The organism is Chelativorans sp. J32 (genome assembly GCF_000518985.1).
In the GTDB taxonomy this organism is placed as follows: Bacteria; Pseudomonadota; Alphaproteobacteria; order Rhizobiales; family Rhizobiaceae; genus Chelativorans.
Genome location: NZ_JAEQ01000003.1, coordinates 358,600 through 378,795, shown reverse-complemented (window position 1 = coordinate 378,795; position 20,196 = coordinate 358,600). Strand labels below are relative to the sequence as shown.

The window sequence follows — 20,196 nt, the reverse complement described above, 5'->3', positions numbered from 1 at the left end:
GACGTCGCGGAGTATGTCACGCCGGCCGGTGGTTGCAATGCCGATCGCGATATGAAGGGCGCCATCAGCGCTCCCAGAACTTGCTGCTAACCCGTGCATCGAGCTGCCTCCAAGACCTCACCAGATGCGCGCACGAAGAGCGGACACGGCGAACCATGGCGCCGGCCCGCTGACGTCGATTCATGTTGCGATTGAAGACTGCGCCAAGAATGCCCACGCGGGATTTGCCGAAGGTGGAGAGCGCATCGGCAAGCCTCTCGACCGTCAATTTCTCCGAATTACCCACGACGAGCAGGAGCCCGTCCACATAGGTGCTGGCAACCCGCGCATCGACCGAATTCTCGAAAGCGGCGAGATCCAGGATGATGACATTGTAGCGGCGGCGCAGTAGCTCGAGCTGAACCTTGAGCGCGGGCAGATAGGCGAACTGCTGTGCCGGATTGGCCGACCTCTTGATCTGCTCGGCGGTCAAAACCGGAACCAGTGGCGCATCATCGGTATTTTCCACGACCGTCCTGCTGCGGGCCTCCTTCAGTTCCAGTTCTCCCGAGCGTTGCGCAGCAGAAGTGGAGGCTCGCTTGCGCTCCCTTTTCGGTCCCTGTACGGGCGCGGCTTGAACGACGGCAAGTCCGAGTTCTTCGCCCCGCAATTCAACCAGTCGGCTCAGATGAGGATCGGAGAAGCAGGCGTCCACGAGGACGGCTGGGGTTCCTTCGTTGAGATAAAGCTGCGCAAGGTTGGCGGCAATCGTGCTCTTGCCCTCTCCCTTGTTTACGGAAGTGACGCCGATCACCATGGGGCTGTTTGGTGGGAACGTCGCATCGATGGAGTTCTTGACGCTGCGCAGCACCTCCGAAAATCCCGAATAGGGAGCATCGAGCACATAGCGGAGCGGGTAGCCCTGCCGGTCGAGACCGGGAGAAAAACGCGTGACCGGCACGCGGCCCAGGATCGGCAAACCAAGCTCCTGGCCGAGTCTCTGCCCCGAACCCACACGGCGATCAAAGACCTCCCGTAGCGCCGCAAGGCTGATGCCCGCAGCCAGTCCGAGCAGCATAGCGAACGGCATGATCAAAGTCGTCTTCGGCCATGTCTTGGCAAGCGGCGCAGTGGCGGCGGTGACCATCCGCACCTCGCCCACCGGGAAGGATTGCTTCTGCAGCGCAATGACCAGCTGCTGCAAAAGGGTCTCATACATCCGCCGATAGGTCGTGGCGCGGCTCTCAAGCTCTGCCAGCTCAACGCGCGCAAGATTGGTGCCGGCGGCCGTTTTCTTCAGCGCTTGAAGCTGCTCGTTCAGGAGTTGCTCGCGCGTCCTCGCGGTTTCCAGATTGGACTTGTAGACGCCTTGGATACGCAACAATTCACGACGGATCTGTCCCTCGAGACGGGTGATCTCCTCCCTCGCCGCGGTCACCGGAGCACCGTCCTGGCCGTAGCGGCTCTGCAAGCCCTCGAGTTTGACAGTCGCTGCACGCAAATCGTCGCGCAGCTTGAAGATTTCCGAGTTGTTCAACGCCTCGCCGACATAGCCTTCGTCCATATCGCCCGCGAGCAAGCGGTTGATCGTGGCGAGCTTGGCCGCTTCCGTCGCGGTATTTGCCTGCGCGACGAGCAGCTGGGAGCTGATCTCGGCGAGTTGCTGGTGATCCAGCGAAGTTGTCTGCCCGATCTGGGTTATATCGTTCCTATTGCGGTATTGCTCCACCGCAAGCGCTGCCGAATGGGCCTGTTCGCCGAGATCCACAAGCCGGCTTTCGAGCCATGTCGCGCCGCGGCTCAAGGCTTCGGACCGCGACTCGAGATTTGCGCGCATATAGGCTTGGGAGATGGCGTTCGCCACGCGCGCCGCCTTCTCTGGATTCGTCGAGGTATAGCCGATCTCGATGACGTAGGACTGCCCGACCCGGTGCACAAACATGCGTCCCAGGAAGCCCACCATGGTGCGCCGCAAGAGCGCTTCCCGGTCGGGCAGTTCCACCGCCTCCTCCTCGGGTTGAGCGCTCCAGTAGGACAATAGGGAGGTGAATGCCGAGCGGACAACCGATCGCCACGACCGGCTCTCCAGGATCTCCGGGTCGCCGACCATGTCGAGCTCCTCGATGACAGCTCGCGCGATCGCCTCGGATTTTACGATCTCCACCTCGCTCGCGATCTCGGCGGCTTCAATGATGATCGTTCCCGTGGAAGCATCCTGCGAGGCAATCCGCGCCTGCTCGCGGTCGATGACCAGGCGCGACACGGCCGAGTAGGTCGGCACGGTCTTGATCATGTAGAGCGCACCGAGAGCGATCCCACCCATGCTTGCCAATACGAGGAGGAGCATATGGCGGCGAAGGAAGAGCCAGATGTCCCGGAAGGAGAGATACTCCTTGCCCTCCGCCGCGCCCGCACGTTCCCCCCCGAACTTCCGGATTTCCTGAATCACCATCTCAACGCCCCCCCGCCATATGAACTCTCGTCATCATCGTGAAAGAACCCCGCCGGAGATGGCGGCTGTGGACGCCGGCGACGTGGACTGCCCCACCATGCCCTTCAGGTCCAAGCGCACTTCGAGCACGTCGCCAGGCTCCAGAAGAGTGGCCGGAGACGCCTTGAAAGTTTGCCCGCCCTCACCGCCGCGCACGATGGCGAAACTGAGCGGCTGGTCTTCCATCGTCAGCTCCATGCCACGCCTTGAAATCGAGGCTCCGGTGGCCTGAAGGAGCTGCCGTGTGATCTCGCGCCTCAATTTGAGCTCTTCCAGTTCGGCGTTCACGGTTTGCAGGTCACGCACGATCTCCGTCTTACGCTGGCTCTTGAGGTTCACCACGTCGCGTTCGGTTTCGCTCAACCGCTGCTTTGCACGCATCGAAGCGATGGCAAGATCCAGCCGGTCGCTTTGCAAGTCGGCCAGGATCCGCTCCAGGCTGGTCTCGCGAGATTTGGTCACGGTGCCGCTATTGACGAGCTTCGAGACATCCCTCAGCTCCGCTTCGGCTATGGAAACCTGCCGCTCCTGCGCAACCATCTTCTCGTCGAGCACCTTGATCTCCTCGGCGAAAAGGGTCGCCAATTCCTCAAGAGAGCTGAGCTGACGCGCAAAGGCGTCGGTTCGGGCACTGAAGATGGCTTCCTCCTCTCGGAGGATCGCTGCGACGGCTTCTTGGGAATCCGCCTGCTTGGCTTCCTGCGGCAGCTCCACTGCGGGCTTCTCCTGAAGTTCCGCCTCAAGGCGCGCCTGCTTGATGGCGCTGCGCGTCAGCTCAAGCTCGATACGGCCAAGTTCCCCTACATATCGGATCTGCTCCAAATCGGAGTAACCGCCGAGCGGGTCGGTCCGGCGTACGCGTCCGCCAGCCATGGCAAGCGCCTGCAGCACGGTGAGCCCTGGGCGATATTCGAACTCGCCCGGCCGGTCTACGCTTCCATTCACATAGATGGACGGATAGCGGACCACCTCGACCGTCGTGGCAGGCGCTTTGACCAGACCGGTCTGGCGCCTCAGCGCCTCGGCGATGCGCCCCGCCACCTCGTAAACGGTGCGCCCATTGGCCGAGACCTCGCCCACCAGCGGCACCGAGATGGAGCCTGCCGGCGAGACGACATATTCACCGTTGAGCGCGGTCCATTCGCGATACTCTCCCGTATTTGCGAGCCATTCGAGGACGGTCACCTTGACGCGTGTCTGGGGGCGAAGCAGAAACAGCCCATCCGCCACTGCCGGCGATGTGCCGAGCCATGTAAACAGCATGACCGCTGCAAGGCCAAAACGCCGAACGGAATATGCTGGAGTGTTGCCCGCATCGATCCTGCGCATGAAGAAACCCCCTGTGGCACCGCGATGACAGGGCTCACGAGAAGGCCCTGGCCACCTTCGATCATCCTTCGAATTCCCACAGGGTAAAATACCGAGCGCCCTACTCACTTTTGGCGAGAATAGGCGAGTGTCCTGTGTCTTTGGGGTAGGAAAGCTCGCGCGAAATCAGGAGGCGGCGCCGATCGGTGGAAACCATCGGACCTTTGCGCCAAACGGGTGATCTTTCGGCTGAGGGGCGCGGCGGGATGTATAGCGTGCCTGAGCGACCCTTTCCGCCCATCATTGCCGTTCCGGGCGATTTGGGGGAACGAGCGTGCGGGTTGCGATTGTCCATTACTGGCTGGTGTCGATGCGTGGAGGCGAGAAGGTGGTGGAAGCCTTCTGCGACATGTATCCGGATGCCGACATTTTCACCCTTGTCTATGATGAGAGCAAGGTATCGGAAAAGATCCGGCGCCATAAGGTGACGACCTCGTTCCTGCAGAAGATCCCGGGGGCGGTGAAGCACTACCAGTCGCTGCTGCCGCTGATGCCCTTCGCGCTCGAAAGCTTCGACCTGTCGGGATACGACCTCATACTCTCAAGTGAGTCCGGACCCGCCAAGGGCATCGTGCCCGGCCCGCAATCGGTGCATATCTGCTACTGCCACTCGCCCATGCGCTATTTGTGGGACCATTATCATTTCTACCGCGCCAACTCCGGCGTGCTTACGCGTTCGCTCCTCACGCTGATGGCGCCGCCCCTGCGCGCCTGGGACGTGAGCACCAGCGCGCGGGTGGACCAATTCGTCGCGAACTCGCGCCACGTCGCCGATCGCATCGGGAAGTATTATCGGCGCAGCGCGACGGTCCTGAGCCCGCCCGTCTCCGTTCACGAATTCGCCCCCGCAACCGCCACCAAGGACTTCTTTCTCTTGGCGGGCCAGCTCGTCGGCTACAAGCGGGCCGATCTGGCGGTCGAGGCATTCACCCGAATGGGAGAGAACCTCGTCGTCATTGGCGAAGGCAACGAGATGGCGCGGTTGAGGCGCATTGCCGGACCGACCGTGAGCTTCCTCGGGCGCGCGCCCTTCCCGCTTCTCAAGGAGATGCTCTCCAGGTGCCGCGCGCTCATCTTTCCGGGTGAAGAGGATTTCGGGATCGTGCCCGTCGAAGCCATGGCAAGCGGCCGGCCGGTGATCGCCTATGGGCGCGGAGGTGCGCTGGACAGCGTCATTCCAGGGCGCACGGGCCTGCTGTTCCATGAGCAGTCCGTGCAGGAACTGGTCGAGGCGGTACGGCGATTCCAGTCCATGGAAAGAACATTCCGCCCTGACCTTATTCGCGATCACGCCGCCCAGTTCAGCGAAGCCAATTTCAAGCTGCGCATGCAGCAGATCATCGACGAAAAACTGAACCCGTTGCAGCCCGATCAGCCGGTCTTCCCAGCTCAAGCGGCGGCATAGCGCGGCTTCGCCCGAGGCCCAAATTAGAACAGCCATGAACCGCCGACAGGCAGCCCTGCGACAGCAAAGGCTGCCTGTCGGCGTTCATCCACCGCGAACGGCCTGCCGCGGTCCCAAATGATTAGATCAGGACAGCGGATACGCTCACTAGATGAGACCGCTAACACCTATGCGTTGGTAATTCTGCCCAAATATTCGGTCAACATCGAAAAAGCGCGGCTCTATGATTGCCTTGCTGATGCGCAAATGGGGGGGCGTGTGGGCAAGGCATGAGCGATACAGCCCTGAGAGACCTAAGGTTTTTCCGTATCTCCGGTGAGCCGCTTCACCGAGGGATCGTTCATGCGGCCACGACAAGCGAAGCAGGAGCGAAGGCAGATGAGTGTCGGCAAACGGGTTGCGAGCGGGTAATGTGGCACGCTAGCAGTTCCCAGAGATCGATCTCGCAAACGGACATGCCCCTGATGCTGTCGCTCATTCACCGAATGACCGAGAGCTTCAACCTCAATCTGAAGGGCCTAAACGTGGTCGTGCCGGCCGCAAGCGGCTATATGGCCGCGGCGGCGACCATCGCGCTCCTCGCCGGAGCTGCGGGAGTGACCGCCGTCACCCGACCCTCCAACCGCTATTACTCGGCCCAGGAGGCGGCGGAAATCACTCATTCGCTCGCCGCGCTCGCCCGCGTGGAGCAGGCGCTGAGCATGCGCGAGCGCATCGACCATCACACCTGCAGCACCGCCAATCTTCTGCTCAACAGCGAGCCGATACGCCCGATCACCCGATCGATGATCGAGCTGTTGCCGCAGAACGGCGTCATCGCCACCATGCGCGAGGCGTGGATGGTGCTGGAAGACGATCTCGACATCGAGGCCGTCCGCGAGCACCAGGTGCAGGTTGCGGCGATCAACCAGTCGCACGATCTGATCGGCGGCGCCGAGTTCCAGCCCGCGCTGCTGCTGAGAATGTTCGAGGCTGCGGGCGTGAAAGTGGACCGGGCCGTGATCGCGCTCATATGCGATAATCCGCTCGCCTATAATCTCCAGCGCGGATTGAGGGATGCCGGAGCGCAGGTGGTGGTCTTCCAGAACTCGGATGTCGTCTTTGCCCATCCCTGGGACGCCGTCGTCCTGGCGCAACGCCCGACCAACAAGATGCGTTTGGATATCACCGCGCTGGGCAAGCTTGCCAAAGCCGCCGCTGGCACCGCGATCATCCAGTATTGGGGGGATATCGACCGCAAGGCCGCACGATATTTCGGGCTGAGGGTCTGGCCGCCGCGTAGCCCCGGGAAAGGGCAGATGGGTATGCCCTTGGAAATGCTCGGCCCAGAACCGCTTCTGCGTCTGGTGGCCGGAGCGTTCAAGTCGGCCGAGATGTTGATGGCCGGCCAACCGCTCGATCCGGAAGGGCTCGCGCAACGGTTCAACGGCACCACCGGGGACGAGGCCGGGTCGGAAGCGAGCTAGGTTCAGGAGATCGGGAACTCGTATTTGCGGGCGATCGCCCAGATCGCCTTGTTAAGGTCGACGAGCGAGGCAATGCTCTTCCGGATCCGCGCCATTTCCCGCTCGTCCAATCTCTCCACCTTACCGTATTTGATCTCTTCCCTGCTCTCGAAGATGCGCATCAGCTGCGTGATGCCGCGTCCGCTTTCGGGATCGAACGAATAGATGCAGTGATTGAACTTGTTGCGCAGCCCTGCCTCTTTCAGAAGACGGTTGGTGACTTCGAGGATTTCGGCCCGGCATTCGGCCGGCGTCTTCTGCATCTTGGCAAGCCGCTCCACCAGATCGATGCGGGCGCGGGTCGTATTGAGCGTCAGAAAGATGACGATGGCGGTTTCCTTGTCTACCCGCGCAAGCCCCCCAATGAGATAGATGAGCAGGCTTTCCGTGTTGGTCCACGTATAGTTGAGCTGTCCGACCAGCAGAAGGATTTCCTGGAGTCTTGGCATGACGTTCCCCGCGCTGCACCCCGTGGCGAGCGCGCGAGTTTAGCTTATCGCAAGAGAGGTGAAATCCGCCGAATGGGGTATTGGCTCGACCATTCAGCCAGATCTGGGGCGGATTCGTAGCTTTGTGAGGCAATCGATTTTGATGACAGACGCCTCGCTTCTGATTGGCAAACTACCCTTCAACCGCCTCTTATTAAGACCTCGCTAGGCCGAACTGCCGTCTTCTTTCAGAGCCCCTCCAGCGAGAGACTCCCACCTCTGACCACCGGGAATGCGGATCGAGCCGGGCTCATTTCGCCCGATCGAGCCTTGGGTACCGCGCCCCGCTGGAGCCAACGGGAGGACTGCAAGAGAAGAGAAGATGATCTGGCAGGCGTCCGCCGCGCCCTACGCGTCCGGCCGCCATTATCAACCAAAATCCAACGGCAGCACGGCGAAGACCCTAAGGAGATGAATAGCGGTCAAGCTGTCGCGGCCTCCGATAGAGGACACGACGATGAGCAGCAACAACAACCATCTTTTTGGTTGGTTCGATCCTGCGCAGGAACAAGAGCAGCAGCAACAGCAGCGCGAACAGCAACAACAGCAGCAGCGCGAGCAACAGCAGCAGCAACAGACGCAGTCGAGCACGAACACAAACACAAATACGACGGACAATTCGTCCGACAGCACGTCCACGGCCACCAGCAGCAGCACTGGCGTCAACAGCAACACCAACGGCAACACGAATACGAATACCAGCACCACCGCGGTGACGGTCGACGTTGGTATTGACCTGACCGGCTATGAGCCCTCCGACGACGACTTTGCTGATATCGACAACAGCACCATCGAAGGCATGTTCAACGTCAATTTCGCTGACGTGCTGAACGATGCCCTCAACGGTGCGGGCAATGATGTCGGGAACGTCATCAGTCAGAATGCCAATATCTCGGATGATGACTATCTCGAGAACGCCCAGGTCACCAACAACGGTACTTTTAGCCAGACGATCGATTCCGATGGCGGCATCGCAGAATCGGATGACGGCATCTCCGCGGGCGGTATCGGTGGTGACGGCGGTTCAGATGCCGACGCCGACGGCGGGAATGGCGGCTTCGGCGGCCTTGCCCTTTCGGGCGGCGGCATTGGTGGCAATGGCAGCGGCACGGCTACAAGTGCGGCAGTTGGCGGCGCGGCGTCAGGCGGCGCGGCAACGGGCGGCGATGCCGCCGGTGGCAATGCAGACAGCGGACGTGCCGATGGCGGCCGCGGCGATGGCGCGCGCGGCGGCGATGGCGGTATCGGAACGGGTACCGGGCTCGGCCTCGGCCTCGGGCTGGGGGTCGGAGCTGCACTCGCTGGTGACGGAGCCCGTGGCGGCGACACAGATGGTGGCAATGGCGGTGACGGCGGATCGAGCGGCAACGCCAATGGCGGAGACACAGACGACGCGAATGGCGGCGACGCCATTGCCGGCGACGGCGTTGATGGCTTCCTGCCGATCATCCCCATCCTGAATATCGGCGGCGACACCGGTGCTGCCGGTGCTGGCGGCACCAATACCGCTGGCGATGGCGGCACGACAGGCGGCGCTGCGGGCGGCGCTGGTGGAGGCGCTGGTCCGGGTGGCGCAGGCGGTGCTGGCGGCGCATCTGCTGGAACCGGTACCGGAGACGGCACCGGAACGGGTAGCGGTGTAGGAACTGGCGGCGCGGGTGGCGCAGGCGGTTCAGGCATTGGCGGGGCTGCTGCCAGCGGCGCCGCAACGGGCGGAGATCCCACGGCCGGCGATGCAACGGCTGGCGGTGGCGTAGGTGGCGGCGCGTTGAGCGGCGCCTGGGTAAGCGGTGACGGCGGCGACGGCTTCGGCGGCTGGGCATCAGCCGGTCCCGGCGGCGCAGGTGGCGCGGGCGGCTCGGCCTTCACGGGCGCCGGCGGCGCAGGCGGCGACGGCGGAAGCTGGGGCACTGGTAATGGGGACGACGGCTATGTCTACGGGCACAGCACGGCAACGGCCGATTCCATCGTCAGCACGAGCGCCTTCAACCAGGAAATCGTGATGGGGGCTAACCTGCAGCAGAACGCGATCGACATGACCGTGGTCGGCGGCGACCTCACGAGTTCCGTCGCAGGCGAAGACTTCGACGACGCAACCACCTAAGGGGGGCGTTTTGTCGGCTTCGCCGGCGCGAGCCGATGAAACTGGGACTGCGCGGGTCACCGCGCAGTCTTCATGGCCAGCAGTCAGCCGATCTTGAGAGGAGATAGCACTCATGCAGATGGATCGGGTCACTGAAGCCATTGCACATTTTATCGGCCTGTTCGGGATCACGATCGAGGAAGCGCGCCTCAGGGAGGCGTACCGGGAGTTCGAGGCAAGAAAAACCGCGGAGACATCAATCCCCGACCTGCCTCAAGAGCACGTCCCGTTCGAGGCACCTTATCAGCTTTTGGGCTATGAGCCTGGACTTGCCTATCAGGCTCCGCCCCAGCCAATCATTCCGATCTATCCGGCGCAGAACCTCGCCTTCAACAGGCTCGAAGTTCCGTTGGGCGGACGCTATGACCCGCTATCCGGCGAGTCTTCCCTCACGAATGTGATCTATGGCGGGTCTCATCGTATCCTTCTGCCGGAGATCGAGCCGGTCGGCTCGGTCGCGAGCTATCTGTTCCAGGAGATCACGCTGTCCGACGACGATTATTTCGGCGTGGGCGGACATGGCCTGGTGTTCTCTCCCGACGCGGTGGGTGATTCGCAGCTGGCAGCTCTTGCCGAAGATGCCGCCGAGTTGATGCCGCTCGACGAGCTCGAGATGCCGGGAACGGCCGAGGAGGTCGTCGCGTTCGTCAAATCCGCTGCCGATATCCTGAACGCCCTGCCCGAGGATCAACCGGACAACGTCACGGTCGTCAAATCGGAACAGATCGTCGGATCCTTCGTGAATGGAGCTAGGATCGAGGGCGACATACCGAGATTCGAGGACCACCATAGTTTCGAGGACGAGAGCGAGGAAGAAAGCCAGGGCAATGTCCAGCTCACGGAGCATGGCGTCGAAATCGACGTATCCGTGACGGTCGACACCGGCAGCAACACCCTCGTCAACAACGCTATCCTCAAGAATTACTGGACCGGCGCCCCAGTCACCGCGGTGATGGGCGAGCATGTGGAGATCAACGCGATCATCCAGGTCAATGCCTGGTGTGACGGGGATTATGTCAGCTCTGCCGTCGGCGATTGGATACGCCAGAGCGACCCGACGCAGAGCTTCAACATCGCCACGTTCGAACGCTTCGGTGATTTCGGCGAACAAAATTCGACGCTCGATCCAGAGCCGGATTTTCCCGAACATTGGGTGGTCACCCGGATTGAAGGCGATCTCATGATCATGAACTGGCTTCAGCAGCTCACCCTCATGACCGACAACGATATCGGCATCCTCTCCTCGTCCGGCGTCACCAGCCGCATCTATTCGGGAGAAAACAACGCCTATAACGATATTTCGCTGGAGCAGATCGGTTTCGGCTACGACCTCATCATCATCGGCGGCAATGTTTACGATGCCAGCATCATCCAGCAGCTGAACATCCTGAACGACAACGATCTCGTTGGGGCGGTCAATGGCTTTGAGACCACCGGCGAAGGGTCGCTGTCGACCGCCGGCAACCTGCTCTGGAACCAGGCTTATATCTACAATGTCGGCGACGCCGACCGGTTCGAGGCGATGCCCGAAGCCTACCGCCAAACGGCTGAAAAGCTTGCGGCCGGCGAAGACTACATAAATAGCGGAGTTCTCTCGGACAGCGCTTTCGCGGGCATCGGCGCGCTGCGTGTCCTCTATATCAGCGGAGACCTCCTCAACCTGCAGTATATTAAGCAGACCAATATCCTGGGCGACAGCGACCAGCTCGCCTTGGCTATGGACGCGACGAAAGGCTATCCCGGCGCCGATTGGTCTGTAACCACTGGCAGCAATACGCTTGCAAACAACGCCGCGATCATGGACCTCGACGCCCTCGGCAAGACCTATGTCGGCGAAGGGCATTACTCCACCGAAGTCCTGATCCAGGCCGATATCATCTCCACCGAGCCGGATATTTGGGGCCAGAACCCTGACGCCCTCGTCAATGAAGCAGTCGCCTTCCTCGATGACGACATGGCCGGGGCAGACTCACCCGACTACGTTCCAGCACATCAGGGCGAGGTCGATTACCTTCATTCCGACGGCGTGAACACAATGCTCGGATGATTGGTCGAGAACCTCAATGTCGGAAATAATCCCCGCCGCAACGCCTCCCAGCACCTGGAAGCATGGGTTTCCGCGCCCGCCTTCGACGGGTGACGGCTTTTCGGCCGGCCATGACCGTCTTTCCCATCCCATGTCCTCGGAGCAGGAGCGGGTTTCTCGAAAGGATACCTTGATCGACCAATTGGTCCTGGAGGTCTTCGACACGGTCGAAAGAGAGAGGCAGGCCGCGGTAGCCGCGCGACCCGCCGCCGGCACGCAAGAAACGCAAAAGCCATCAGCTATGAATGGCGCTGAAGCGATCGCTCACACTGATGAAGCCGCACCCGCCCGAAGGAAAGCGCCACCCGGCAGATCGGTCGAGCAAGAGAAGGTGCTGGTCGAGGAACCAGTCAAGGAAGTACGCGAGGGAGCAGCGCTTTCGGCCGGGATGATCTCTCCGGAGCGAGAGGAACATTCCATCGAGGCCAAGGCGCGTGCCCCTGAGAAACCGGCGGCTTCGGGGGGCGGAGGACCGGGGACCCTGCCAGCGGGCGGCGGCGACGGCGTGTTTCACAAGCGGCTGGGTCCGATCGACTTCGCCGCTTGCCTGCAGGCGGGCCTCACCGCCGTCCGCAGAAACCTTGCGATCGTCATGCTCTTCACCGTGGCGACAAACATCCTCGTTCTCGCCATCCCGATTTACCTCTTCCAGATCTCAGACCGCGTCCTGACCAGCCGGTCGCTGGACACGCTGGTGATGCTGACGCTCGTCATCATCGGCGCAGTCCTCCTCCAGACGGTGTTCGATGCGATCCGCCGCGTCATCCTGATGCGGACTGCGGTGGAATTTGCCGCTCAACTCGGAGCACCGATCCTGAGTGCGGCGGCGCGCGCCTCGCTCTACAGCAACGGGCGTGAGTATCAGACCCTCGGCGACCTCCAGCAAGTTCGCTCTTTCCTGGTCTCCCGCACGCTGCTCGCCTTTCTGGATGCGCCCATGGCCCCACTCTTCGTGGTCGCCGTGTTCCTCATCCATCCGCATCTCGGCTTTATCGTCGTGCTCACGGGGCTTCTGCTTCTCGCCTTCACCCAGCTCAACCAGCGCGCAACGGCCAAGCCTTTCAGCGAAGCCAATGCGGCACAGGTGAAAGCCAATCTTCATCTGGAATCCATGTCCCGCAACTCACAGATCATCAACGCGCTGGCCATGATCCCGGAAGCCGTGCAGATCTGGGGCAAGGACACGGCGAGCTCCCTCAAGGCACAGGTCATCGCCCAGGACCGCAACGTTGTCTTTGCCACGCTCTCCAAGGCATCCCGGCTCCTCACTCAGGTCGGCATGCTTGGTTGGGGCGCCTATCTTTCCATAGAAGGGGAGATCACCGGAGGAATGGTGATCGCCGCCTCTATCATCGCGGGCCGCGCTTTGGCTCCCATCGAGGGCGCCATCGAAGGATGGAACCAGTACAGCCAGTCGCGATCCGCCTTCGAGCGCATCTCGAACCTCCTGAAATCCTCGCCTCTCAATCTAGAACGCCTGAACCTGCCCCGCCCGGAGGGTCGGCTCGACGTCGAGCGGCTCCTCTATGTGCCACAGGGAACGAAGCGGGTAGTGCTCAACGGCGTCTCCTTTGCCCTTTCCCCTGGCGATTCCCTCGCGGTAATCGGCAATTCCGGTGCGGGAAAGACAACGCTCGGCAAGATGCTGGTGGGCTCGATCCTGCCCACTTCGGGAAGCGTACGGCTCGATCTTATGGATCTTCGCAACTGGGACCAGCGGCAATTCGGTGAGAACATCGGATATCTGCCGCAGGATGTTCAGCTTTTCCCTGGCACAATCAAGGCCAACATTGCCCGCATGCGGGATGACGCGACGGACGCTCAGATCTACGAGGCCGCGAGGCTGGCGGATGTGCATGAGATGATCGCCAATCTGCCGCACGGCTATGAGACGCTGGTGGCGGCGGACGGCTCACCGCTATCCGGCGGACAGAAGCAGCGGATCGCACTTGCGCGCGCCTTCTTCGGCAACCCGCGCCTTGTCGTTCTGGACGAACCGAATTCGAACCTCGACAGCGCCGGAGATGCAGCCTTGCTGCGTGCGCTTCAGCACGCTCGGGAAAACAAGATCACCGTCATCACGATCACGCAGCGCCCTTCCCTCCTCGAGGCAGTAGACAAGGTTCTCCTGCTCGTGAACGGCACCGTGGCTCTGTTCGGCATGCGTAAAGATGTCGTGCAGGCCCTTGAAGCGCGCGGCGTGAGCATCGAAGGCGGCGCCTTCGGTCATCAGCAAATTCACTGAGAGCCGTTCATGGTGGGACCGAAACAAATCTGTCTCTCGTCCGGCGCGTTCCGCGGGAGGGTGCACCATGTCTGATATAGCGAAGGTCCATGATATCGAGTGGTTTTCAGAGGTGCCCCGCTCCATCAGGCGGCAGACGACGCTCGGCCTGGTCTTGCTCTGCGTGACCTTCGGCGGCTTCGGAGGCTGGGCAATCACCGCGCCGCTTGCTGCAGCGGTGATCGCGCAGGGCAGTTTCGTCGCCACGGGGCAGAACAAGATCGTCCAGCATTTTGAAGGCGGCATCATCAAGGAAATCCTGGTGAACGAAGGTGATCGCGTCGAAGCTGAACAGCCGCTGATCCGGCTCGACGAAACGGCCGCCCTTGCCAAGGAGCGGGAGCTATTCCTTCGGCAGGTACGGCTGGAGGCAATGTCGGCCCGCCTCTACGCACAGCTGAACGGCAGAGATGAACTCGATCTTCCCGCGATCCTCGCCGACAATCGCACCGACCCCGAGGTCGCGCCTATTCTGGAGGCGCAACGGCTCAATTTCGAAGCTTGGAAGACCAAGCTTGGCAGCGAGATCGCGCTTCTCGAACAAAACATCGAGGCGCTGCGCTACCGCGCCGAAGGATATGAGAAGCAAAGGGAAGCAACGATCATACAGCTCAGTCTCCTGCGGGAGGAAGCCGAAGGGAAAGAGGTGCTGCTGAAGAAGGGGCTGATCCGCAAGACGGAAATCAAGGCCATTCAGCGGGCAATTGCGGAGGCGACGGGCCAGATCGCGCGCCTTGCCGCGGAAGTGTCCGAAACCCGCTCGCAGATGAACAAGGAGAAGCAGCAGATCATCCAGACCGAGACCGCTTACCGAGAGGCGGTGCTGGATGAACTCCAGGGCATTCAGGCGGAACTGGATTCCGTGCGGGAACAGTCTCGCGCGGCGAAGAACGTTCTCCAGCGCGCAACGATCAACGCGCCGGTCGGTGGCACCGTTATCCGCATGAACTATCACACCCCCGGCGGCGTGATCGAAAGCGGCAAGGGAATCATGGAAATCCTGCCGGCGGACGCGCCCCTCATCATCGAAGCGCACGTGCCTCGAAACGAGATCGACGATGTCAGGGTGGGGCAGAAGGCAATCGTACGTCTGGTGTCGCTGAACCAGCGAACCACGCCCGTTCTGAATGGCGAGGTCTTCTACGTGTCCGCCGATGCTCTGAAGGGCGAGCCGACGGCGCCGCAGGAATTCTACCTGGCCCGTGTCCGGCTCCCACCGGACGAAATCTCGCGGGTGGTCGGCTTCACCCCCACGCCCGGAATGCCGGCAGAGATCCTGATCCAGACCGCGGAAAGGACCTTCTTTAATTATCTGACAAAGCCGGTCACAGACAGCATGTCGCGGGCCTTCGCAGAGCACTGATCAATCATATGCCAAAGAAAAAAGGGGCCTTGGCGGCCCCTTCTTGATCTTGCGTCACCACACGCTCAGGCATGTGCCGGTGCCGGCTCCTCAGGCACCTGGCCCCGTATGTGAACATGCTTGCTCGCGATAAAGGTGTAGAACATCGGAACCACGAAAAGCGTGAAGAGGGTGCCGATCAGGATGCCCGAGAAGATGACGATGCCCATGGAATACCGCGCCGCGGCACCGGCGCCCTGTGCGAGGATCAACGGCACGACACCCAGCGCCATCGCAGCGGTCGTCATGAGGATCGGGCGCAGGCGCACCTTCGCGGAAGCGATAATCGCTTCCAGCCGGGAAAGCCCATGCATCTCACGCTGCTGGTTCGCGAACTCCACCAGCAGAATGCCGTGTTTCGTGATCAGGCCAATCAGCGTGATCAGACCCACCTGCGTATAGATGTTCAGCGTTCCCAGACCCAGATTGAGCGGCACGATTGCGCCGAAGATCGACAGCGGCACGGACATCATGATGATCAGCGGATCGCGGAAGCTTTCGAACTGCGCCGCGAGAACCAGATAGATCACGATGACCGCCAGGATGAAAGCGATGAGGATGGTGTTCCCCTGCTCCTTCTCCAGGCGCGATTGCCCGGAATAATCCAGGAAGAAGCCCTCCGGCAGCGTCTGGCGCGCAATGTCCTCGATCGTCTGCAGGCCCGTGCCGGTGGTAACGCCAGGCAAGGGCAGCGCCGAGATCGTGGCCGAGTTGAGCTGGTTGAACTGCTCGATGGAGGCCGGCGAGGCATTTGTCTGGATAGACACCACCGCGGACAATGGCACCATATCCCCGCTCGCGCTGCGTACGAAATAGCTGCCCAGATCCTCCGGATTTGCACGATAGGCCTGGGGCACCTGGGTGATGATGTCGTAGCTGTTCGAGTCCCGGTCGAACTGGGAGATCGCGCCCCCGCCCACGAGAGCGCCGAGCGTGCGGCCGATTTCGCTAGCGGGGATGTTGAGGGCGGCGGCGCGCTCGCGATCCACCGAAACGGTGACCTGTGGAGCGTCGAAAGACATCGAGTTCTGCACCACGATGAAGCGGCCGCTCTGCTGCGCCTTGTTCTTGATCTCCTCGGCGATCTCATAGACCTGGCTCGGATCGCCCGTCGACTGGACCACTACAGAAATCGGCAAACCGCCGCCTGTACCAGGTAGCGTGGGCGGCGCGAAGACAAGCGCCTGCACACCAGCCACCTTGCTCAGGCGCTCCTGGATATCGGTTTGGATCTCCTTCTGCGAGCGATCCCTGTCGGCCCAGTCCTTGAAAGCCCAGAGCGCGATGCCGCTATTGGTCTGACCACCAAAGCCTACGACGGAGAAGTCCACCCTCAGTTCGGGAATGTCTTCGGTGAGATCGCGCATCTGGTCGGTGTAGAGCTTTGTATATTCGGAGGTTGCGTAGCGCGGCGCATTCACCAGCGAGAAGAGAGCGCCCACATCCTCCTCCGGCGCCAACTCGCTCGACGTCTTGAAGAAGAGGAACCCGGTGAGGCTCACCAGCGCGATGACGATCATGAGCGTCACCGGGCGGTATTTCAGCGATCCCGATACCAGCCGCTCGTAACGGTTTTCGAGCCGAGTAAAGGTCCGGTCCACAAAGCTCTGGAACCGGCTATGAGACCCGGACTTGAGGATGCGGGCGCTCATCATTGGCGTGATCGTCAGCGCGACGATACCGGAGATGATGACCGCACCAGCCAGCGTGAAAGCGAATTCACGGAACAGAGAGCCTGTCAGGCCGCCGGTGAAGGCGAGAGGCGCGAACACGGCGGCAAGCGTGATCGTCATGGCCACGACGGGTCCCGAAATCTCCTTCATGCCGGTGAAGGCAGCCTGGAACGGCCCCATGCCCTCTTCCATGTGGCGGTGGATGTTTTCGACCACCACGATAGCGTCGTCGACGACAAGGCCGATCGCAAGCACCATCGCCAAGAGAGACAACAGGTTGATCGAGAAGCCGACAACGAACAGCAGGAAGCAGACGCCGATCAGCGACAGCGGGATCGTCACGATCGGCATCAGAACGGAGCGGAAAGATCCGAGGAACAGAAGGATAACCACCACGACGATGGCGACCGCCTCGGCGATGGTCTTGAACACTTCTTCGATCGAGGCGCTGATGGAGTCGGTCGCATCATAGACCACTTCCATCGTCATGCCTTCCGGCAGCGTGGCCTGAATTGCCGGCATTTCCGCGATTACGGCATCGGCGGTATCCAGCGGATTGGCGGACGGCGTGGGGAAAATGCCGATAAAGGTGCCGGGCCGCCCGTTGAAATTCACGATGGTCTCGGTGCTCTCGGCAGCGAGTTCCACATCGGCGACGTCTCGCAGCCGAACCACCTCGTCCCCTTCCGATTTGAGCGGCAGCGCAGCGAAGGCGTCGGGGGTCTGCAGCGTCGTCTCGGTCGTGATCGGATAGGCGACATACTCGTTCTTGGTCTTGCCGGGTGCCGAAAGGAAGTTGGAGGCGTTGATGGCCGTTACGACCTCCCCGGCAGTAACACCACGGGCGGCAAGCCTGACCGGATCGATCCAGACGCGCATCGCGTAATTCTGGGCGCCCATGATCTGCACTTCAGCCACGCCCTGGATGGTGGACACCCGCGGCCGGATAACGCGCTCGATATATTCCGTCAGCTGCTCGGGCGTCATGTTCGGATTCTGCAACGCGATGTACATGATCGCGAATTGCATGCCCGTGCCCTTGACGATGGTCGGGTCCTCCGCCTCGGAGGGGAGCTGCCCACGCACCTGCTGAACCTTGGACATCACCTCGGTCAAGGCAGCGTCCGGGTCCGAGCCGAGCTGCATCTGCACCGTCACCACGCTCGCGGATGGCCGGCTCTGAGAGGAGACGTAGTCGATGTTCTCCGTGGTCGAGACCGCCGCCGCGATCGGCGACGTGATGAAGCCCTGAATGAGGTCGGGGCTTGCGCCGGGATAAGTCGTCGTCACGGTGATGACGGTTTCCTCGACCTCCGGATATTCACGCACGGAGAGATTGAAGAGGCCCTGGATGCCAAGAAGCAGGATCAGGAAGGCGAGAACCGTGGAAAGAACAGGCCGCCTTATGAAAAGAGCGGAAATATTCATTGCTCGCTCCTACCGACCTGTACCGGCTGCACCGAATTGTCGATCCGAACGCGAGCGCCGTTCGTCAAGCGGTTCTGTCCGGCATTGACCACCACGTCGCCCGCCTTGAGGCCTTCGACGATCTCCACCGATCCCGTGGAACGGCGACCGGTTTTCACGAAAACCTGGTCTATGACGAAGACCTGTTCCTCGCCGGACTGGCCTGCTGGTTGCCCTGAAGCGGAGTCCGCGTTGCCCTCGGTAGAGGCCTGCTCCTGCTCGGCTGCTTGGGCCTGGTCGGCCGCCGGCGCGCTGGAGGTATTTTGGTCCTCAGCCGGGCGGAGCCGATACACATAATCGCCGTAGAGGCTCGTCACGAGCGCCGTCTGGGGGACCGCGATGACATTGTCCTCCGCCGGAAGCCCGACCTGTACGCGCACGAACTGGCCCGGATTGAGGCGGCCCTCCGGATTGGTCACCTCGGCCCGCACCGAAACAAGTCGGGTCGACGGATCGATCTTCGGATCGATGCCGATGATCCTGCCTTCAAAAGGCATGTTGTCCTCGGTCAGCCCTAGCCTTACCGGCTGTCCCATCTCGAGTTCTGCGAAGCGCTGCTCCGGAACCGTGAAGTCCACCCGCATCGTGTCGAGGTTTTGCAGCGTGGCAACGATCGTTCCCGGGGTCAGAAACTGTCCGAGATCGATCCGCGGGATACCGATTGTGCCGCTGAACGGGGCTTTCAGCACCTTCTGGTTCAACGCCGCCTGAAGCTTTTGCACCTGGGCGGCCGAAGCAGAAGCCGCCGCTTCCGCTTGATCGAGGTTCGATTGCGTGCCGACGCCGCGCTGCTGAAGCGCGCGGGCGCGTTCCAGCGTCTGCTGGTCCAAGGCGGCCTGGGTCTGCGCCGCAGCGAGGTCGGCTTTCTGCATCTCGTCGTTGAGACGGACAAGAATATCCCCGGCATTCACCCGGCCATTCGCCTCGAACAGTATTTCCTCGACGACGCCGTTCGTCTCAACCGTGAGGTCCACGCCGTTCGCCGCAGCCATGGTACCGATGGCAGCAATGTTGGGCGTCCAGGTCGATGGCTCCACGGTCGTGGTCGACACGGTCAGCGTCGGCGTCGGCATATTTGCGAAATACTGCTCGATCGCATTATCTCGGAAGATGTTGAAGCCAATGAGCGCCCCGGCGATCACTGCAACGAGCACGAAAGCGATTATGAAACGTTTGACCATGGGTAGGTTTCCGTCCGCGGAAATCTGTGTTGAACGCCTTGGCACCGGGCATCCGAGCGGCAAGTTGTGAAAGTCGCGAAGTTACTGTACCGTCTGGACGGTTCTGTCAACAGGCCCGGCGGAAATCGGCAATGGCAAGCGGTAGAAACACCAGACAAAAGATACTGAATGCTGCGACCGAGCTCGCCAAAATGGAAGGCTCGGCGCACCTTTCGCTGGATGCTGTCGCCGCCCGCGCGGGCATCTCCAAGGGGGGATTGCTCTACAACTTCCCCACCAAGGCGGCTCTGCTGAAGGCCCTCGTTCAGCAGTATATAGACGATTTTAGGGCCGCACTCGAAGAAAGGCTAGGGAAAGGCGGCGATTCACTGGCCGCGGAATATTTTGCGGTCGTCATGGAGGAACTTCAGAAGGCGACGCCGCCTCCTTCGGGATTGCTTGCCGCGATGGCGGAAGACCCGGAATTGCTGGCGCCCATCCGCACCTTCAATCGCGAAATGCTCGACCGGATGAAGTCGGCGGGCGAGCACCACTCCATACTGCTCATCTTCCTGGCGCTCGAAGGCCTGCGATGCCATAAGGTGTTCGGAACCGATATCCTGAATCAAGCGGAGTGCGATCTCGTGCTATCCCGCCTGCGCAGCATGCTGCCTGGGTGACATAGTTCGCCTCGATTGCAATCGGTCCTAGATTGGCATTAGATCCCCACCCATGCCGAAGCCCA

The 20,196-nt window shown here is 61.4% G+C and carries 12 protein-coding genes; 7 read left to right on the top strand and 5 right to left on the bottom strand.

Annotated elements, in window-relative coordinates:
* Nucleotides 1-64 precede the first annotated feature (64 nt).
* A complete protein-coding gene (locus tag CHEJ32_RS0107280) occupies nucleotides 65-2,431 on the bottom strand; it encodes an exopolysaccharide transport family protein (protein ID WP_028033269.1) in 2,367 nt (788 codons plus the stop codon).
* Between the two features lie 33 nt (nucleotides 2,432-2,464).
* Nucleotides 2,465-3,799, bottom strand: coding sequence for a polysaccharide biosynthesis/export family protein (locus CHEJ32_RS0107275; RefSeq protein ID WP_028033268.1), 1,335 nt, complete (start codon nucleotides 3,797-3,799; stop codon nucleotides 2,465-2,467).
* A gap of 313 nt (nucleotides 3,800-4,112) precedes the next feature.
* Here CHEJ32_RS0107275 and CHEJ32_RS24155 point away from each other — a divergent pair, with 313 nt between their 5' ends.
* On the top strand, nucleotides 4,113-5,243 hold the full coding sequence (locus tag CHEJ32_RS24155; RefSeq protein ID WP_084032713.1) for a glycosyltransferase: 1,131 nt from the start codon (nucleotides 4,113-4,115) through the stop codon (nucleotides 5,241-5,243).
* A gap of 464 nt (nucleotides 5,244-5,707) precedes the next feature.
* Nucleotides 5,708-6,709: a hypothetical protein gene (locus CHEJ32_RS0107260; RefSeq protein WP_051469535.1), complete on the top strand. Its 1,002-nt coding sequence runs from the start codon at nucleotides 5,708-5,710 to the stop codon at nucleotides 6,707-6,709.
* A gap of 2 nt (nucleotides 6,710-6,711) precedes the next feature.
* On the opposite strand, the gene CHEJ32_RS0107255 is transcribed toward CHEJ32_RS0107260, so the two are convergent.
* A complete protein-coding gene (locus CHEJ32_RS0107255) occupies nucleotides 6,712-7,197 on the bottom strand; it encodes a hypothetical protein (RefSeq protein ID WP_028033266.1) in 486 nt (161 codons plus the stop codon).
* A gap of 496 nt (nucleotides 7,198-7,693) precedes the next feature.
* Between CHEJ32_RS0107255 and CHEJ32_RS0107250 the strand changes: the two genes are divergently transcribed.
* The 4 genes from CHEJ32_RS0107250 to CHEJ32_RS0107235 all read left to right on the top strand — a co-directional run bounded on the left by CHEJ32_RS0107250 (nucleotide 7,694) and on the right by CHEJ32_RS0107235 (nucleotide 15,112).
* The gene (locus CHEJ32_RS0107250) at nucleotides 7,694-9,340 is read left to right on the top strand and encodes a hypothetical protein (RefSeq protein ID WP_028033265.1); all 1,647 of its coding nucleotides are present in this window, start codon (nucleotides 7,694-7,696) and stop codon (nucleotides 9,338-9,340) included.
* Nucleotides 9,341-9,452: 112 nt separating this feature from the next.
* Nucleotides 9,453-11,426, top strand: coding sequence for a hypothetical protein (locus CHEJ32_RS0107245; RefSeq protein ID WP_034658008.1), 1,974 nt, complete (start codon nucleotides 9,453-9,455; stop codon nucleotides 11,424-11,426).
* 130 nt (nucleotides 11,427-11,556) lie between these two features.
* Nucleotides 11,557-13,710, top strand: a complete 2,154-nt coding sequence (locus CHEJ32_RS24150) for a type I secretion system permease/ATPase (RefSeq protein WP_084032719.1) — start codon at nucleotides 11,557-11,559, stop codon at nucleotides 13,708-13,710.
* A gap of 67 nt (nucleotides 13,711-13,777) precedes the next feature.
* Nucleotides 13,778-15,112 (top strand): HlyD family type I secretion periplasmic adaptor subunit, encoded by a 1,335-nt coding sequence (locus tag CHEJ32_RS0107235; protein ID WP_028033263.1) that lies wholly within the window; start codon nucleotides 13,778-13,780, stop codon nucleotides 15,110-15,112.
* 65 nt (nucleotides 15,113-15,177) lie between these two features.
* Here CHEJ32_RS0107235 and CHEJ32_RS0107230 read toward each other — a convergent pair whose 3' ends face one another.
* Together CHEJ32_RS0107230 and CHEJ32_RS0107225 are read right to left on the bottom strand one after the other, a co-directional pair.
* A complete protein-coding gene (locus CHEJ32_RS0107230) occupies nucleotides 15,178-18,252 on the bottom strand; it encodes an efflux RND transporter permease subunit (RefSeq protein WP_028033262.1) in 3,075 nt (1,024 codons plus the stop codon).
* Nucleotides 18,249-19,472 carry an efflux RND transporter periplasmic adaptor subunit gene (locus tag CHEJ32_RS0107225; RefSeq protein ID WP_028033261.1) on the bottom strand — a complete coding sequence of 408 codons (1,224 nt, stop codon included), beginning with the start codon at nucleotides 19,470-19,472 and terminating at the stop codon, nucleotides 18,249-18,251. The genes CHEJ32_RS0107230 and CHEJ32_RS0107225 overlap by 4 nt, the downstream gene beginning before the upstream one ends.
* A gap of 131 nt (nucleotides 19,473-19,603) precedes the next feature.
* On the opposite strand from CHEJ32_RS0107225, the gene CHEJ32_RS0107220 reads away from it, so the two are divergent.
* A complete protein-coding gene (locus CHEJ32_RS0107220; RefSeq protein ID WP_028033260.1) occupies nucleotides 19,604-20,131 on the top strand; it encodes a TetR/AcrR family transcriptional regulator in 528 nt (175 codons plus the stop codon).
* Nucleotides 20,132-20,196 lie beyond the last annotated feature (65 nt).

Bases quoted from the DNA above. Each gene is read 5' to 3' on its own strand.
- CHEJ32_RS0107280 (WP_028033269.1), bottom strand. From the start codon at position 2,431: ATGGTGATTCAGGAAATCCGGAAGTTCGGGGGGGAACGTGCGGGCGCG.
- CHEJ32_RS0107275 (WP_028033268.1), bottom strand. From the start codon at position 3,799: ATGCGCAGGATCGATGCGGGCAACACTCCAGCATATTCCGTTCGGCGT.
- CHEJ32_RS0107260 (WP_051469535.1), top strand. From the start codon at position 5,708: ATGCTGTCGCTCATTCACCGAATGACCGAGAGCTTCAACCTCAATCTG.
- CHEJ32_RS0107255 (WP_028033266.1), bottom strand. From the start codon at position 7,197: ATGCCAAGACTCCAGGAAATCCTTCTGCTGGTCGGACAGCTCAACTAT.
- CHEJ32_RS0107250 (WP_028033265.1), top strand. From the start codon at position 7,694: ATGAGCAGCAACAACAACCATCTTTTTGGTTGGTTCGATCCTGCGCAG.
- CHEJ32_RS0107245 (WP_034658008.1), top strand. From the start codon at position 9,453: ATGCAGATGGATCGGGTCACTGAAGCCATTGCACATTTTATCGGCCTG.
- CHEJ32_RS24150 (WP_084032719.1), top strand. From the start codon at position 11,557: ATGTCCTCGGAGCAGGAGCGGGTTTCTCGAAAGGATACCTTGATCGAC.
- CHEJ32_RS0107235 (WP_028033263.1), top strand. From the start codon at position 13,778: ATGTCTGATATAGCGAAGGTCCATGATATCGAGTGGTTTTCAGAGGTG.
- CHEJ32_RS0107230 (WP_028033262.1), bottom strand. From the start codon at position 18,252: ATGAATATTTCCGCTCTTTTCATAAGGCGGCCTGTTCTTTCCACGGTT.
- CHEJ32_RS0107225 (WP_028033261.1), bottom strand. From the start codon at position 19,472: ATGGTCAAACGTTTCATAATCGCTTTCGTGCTCGTTGCAGTGATCGCC.
- CHEJ32_RS0107220 (WP_028033260.1), top strand. From the start codon at position 19,604: ATGGCAAGCGGTAGAAACACCAGACAAAAGATACTGAATGCTGCGACC.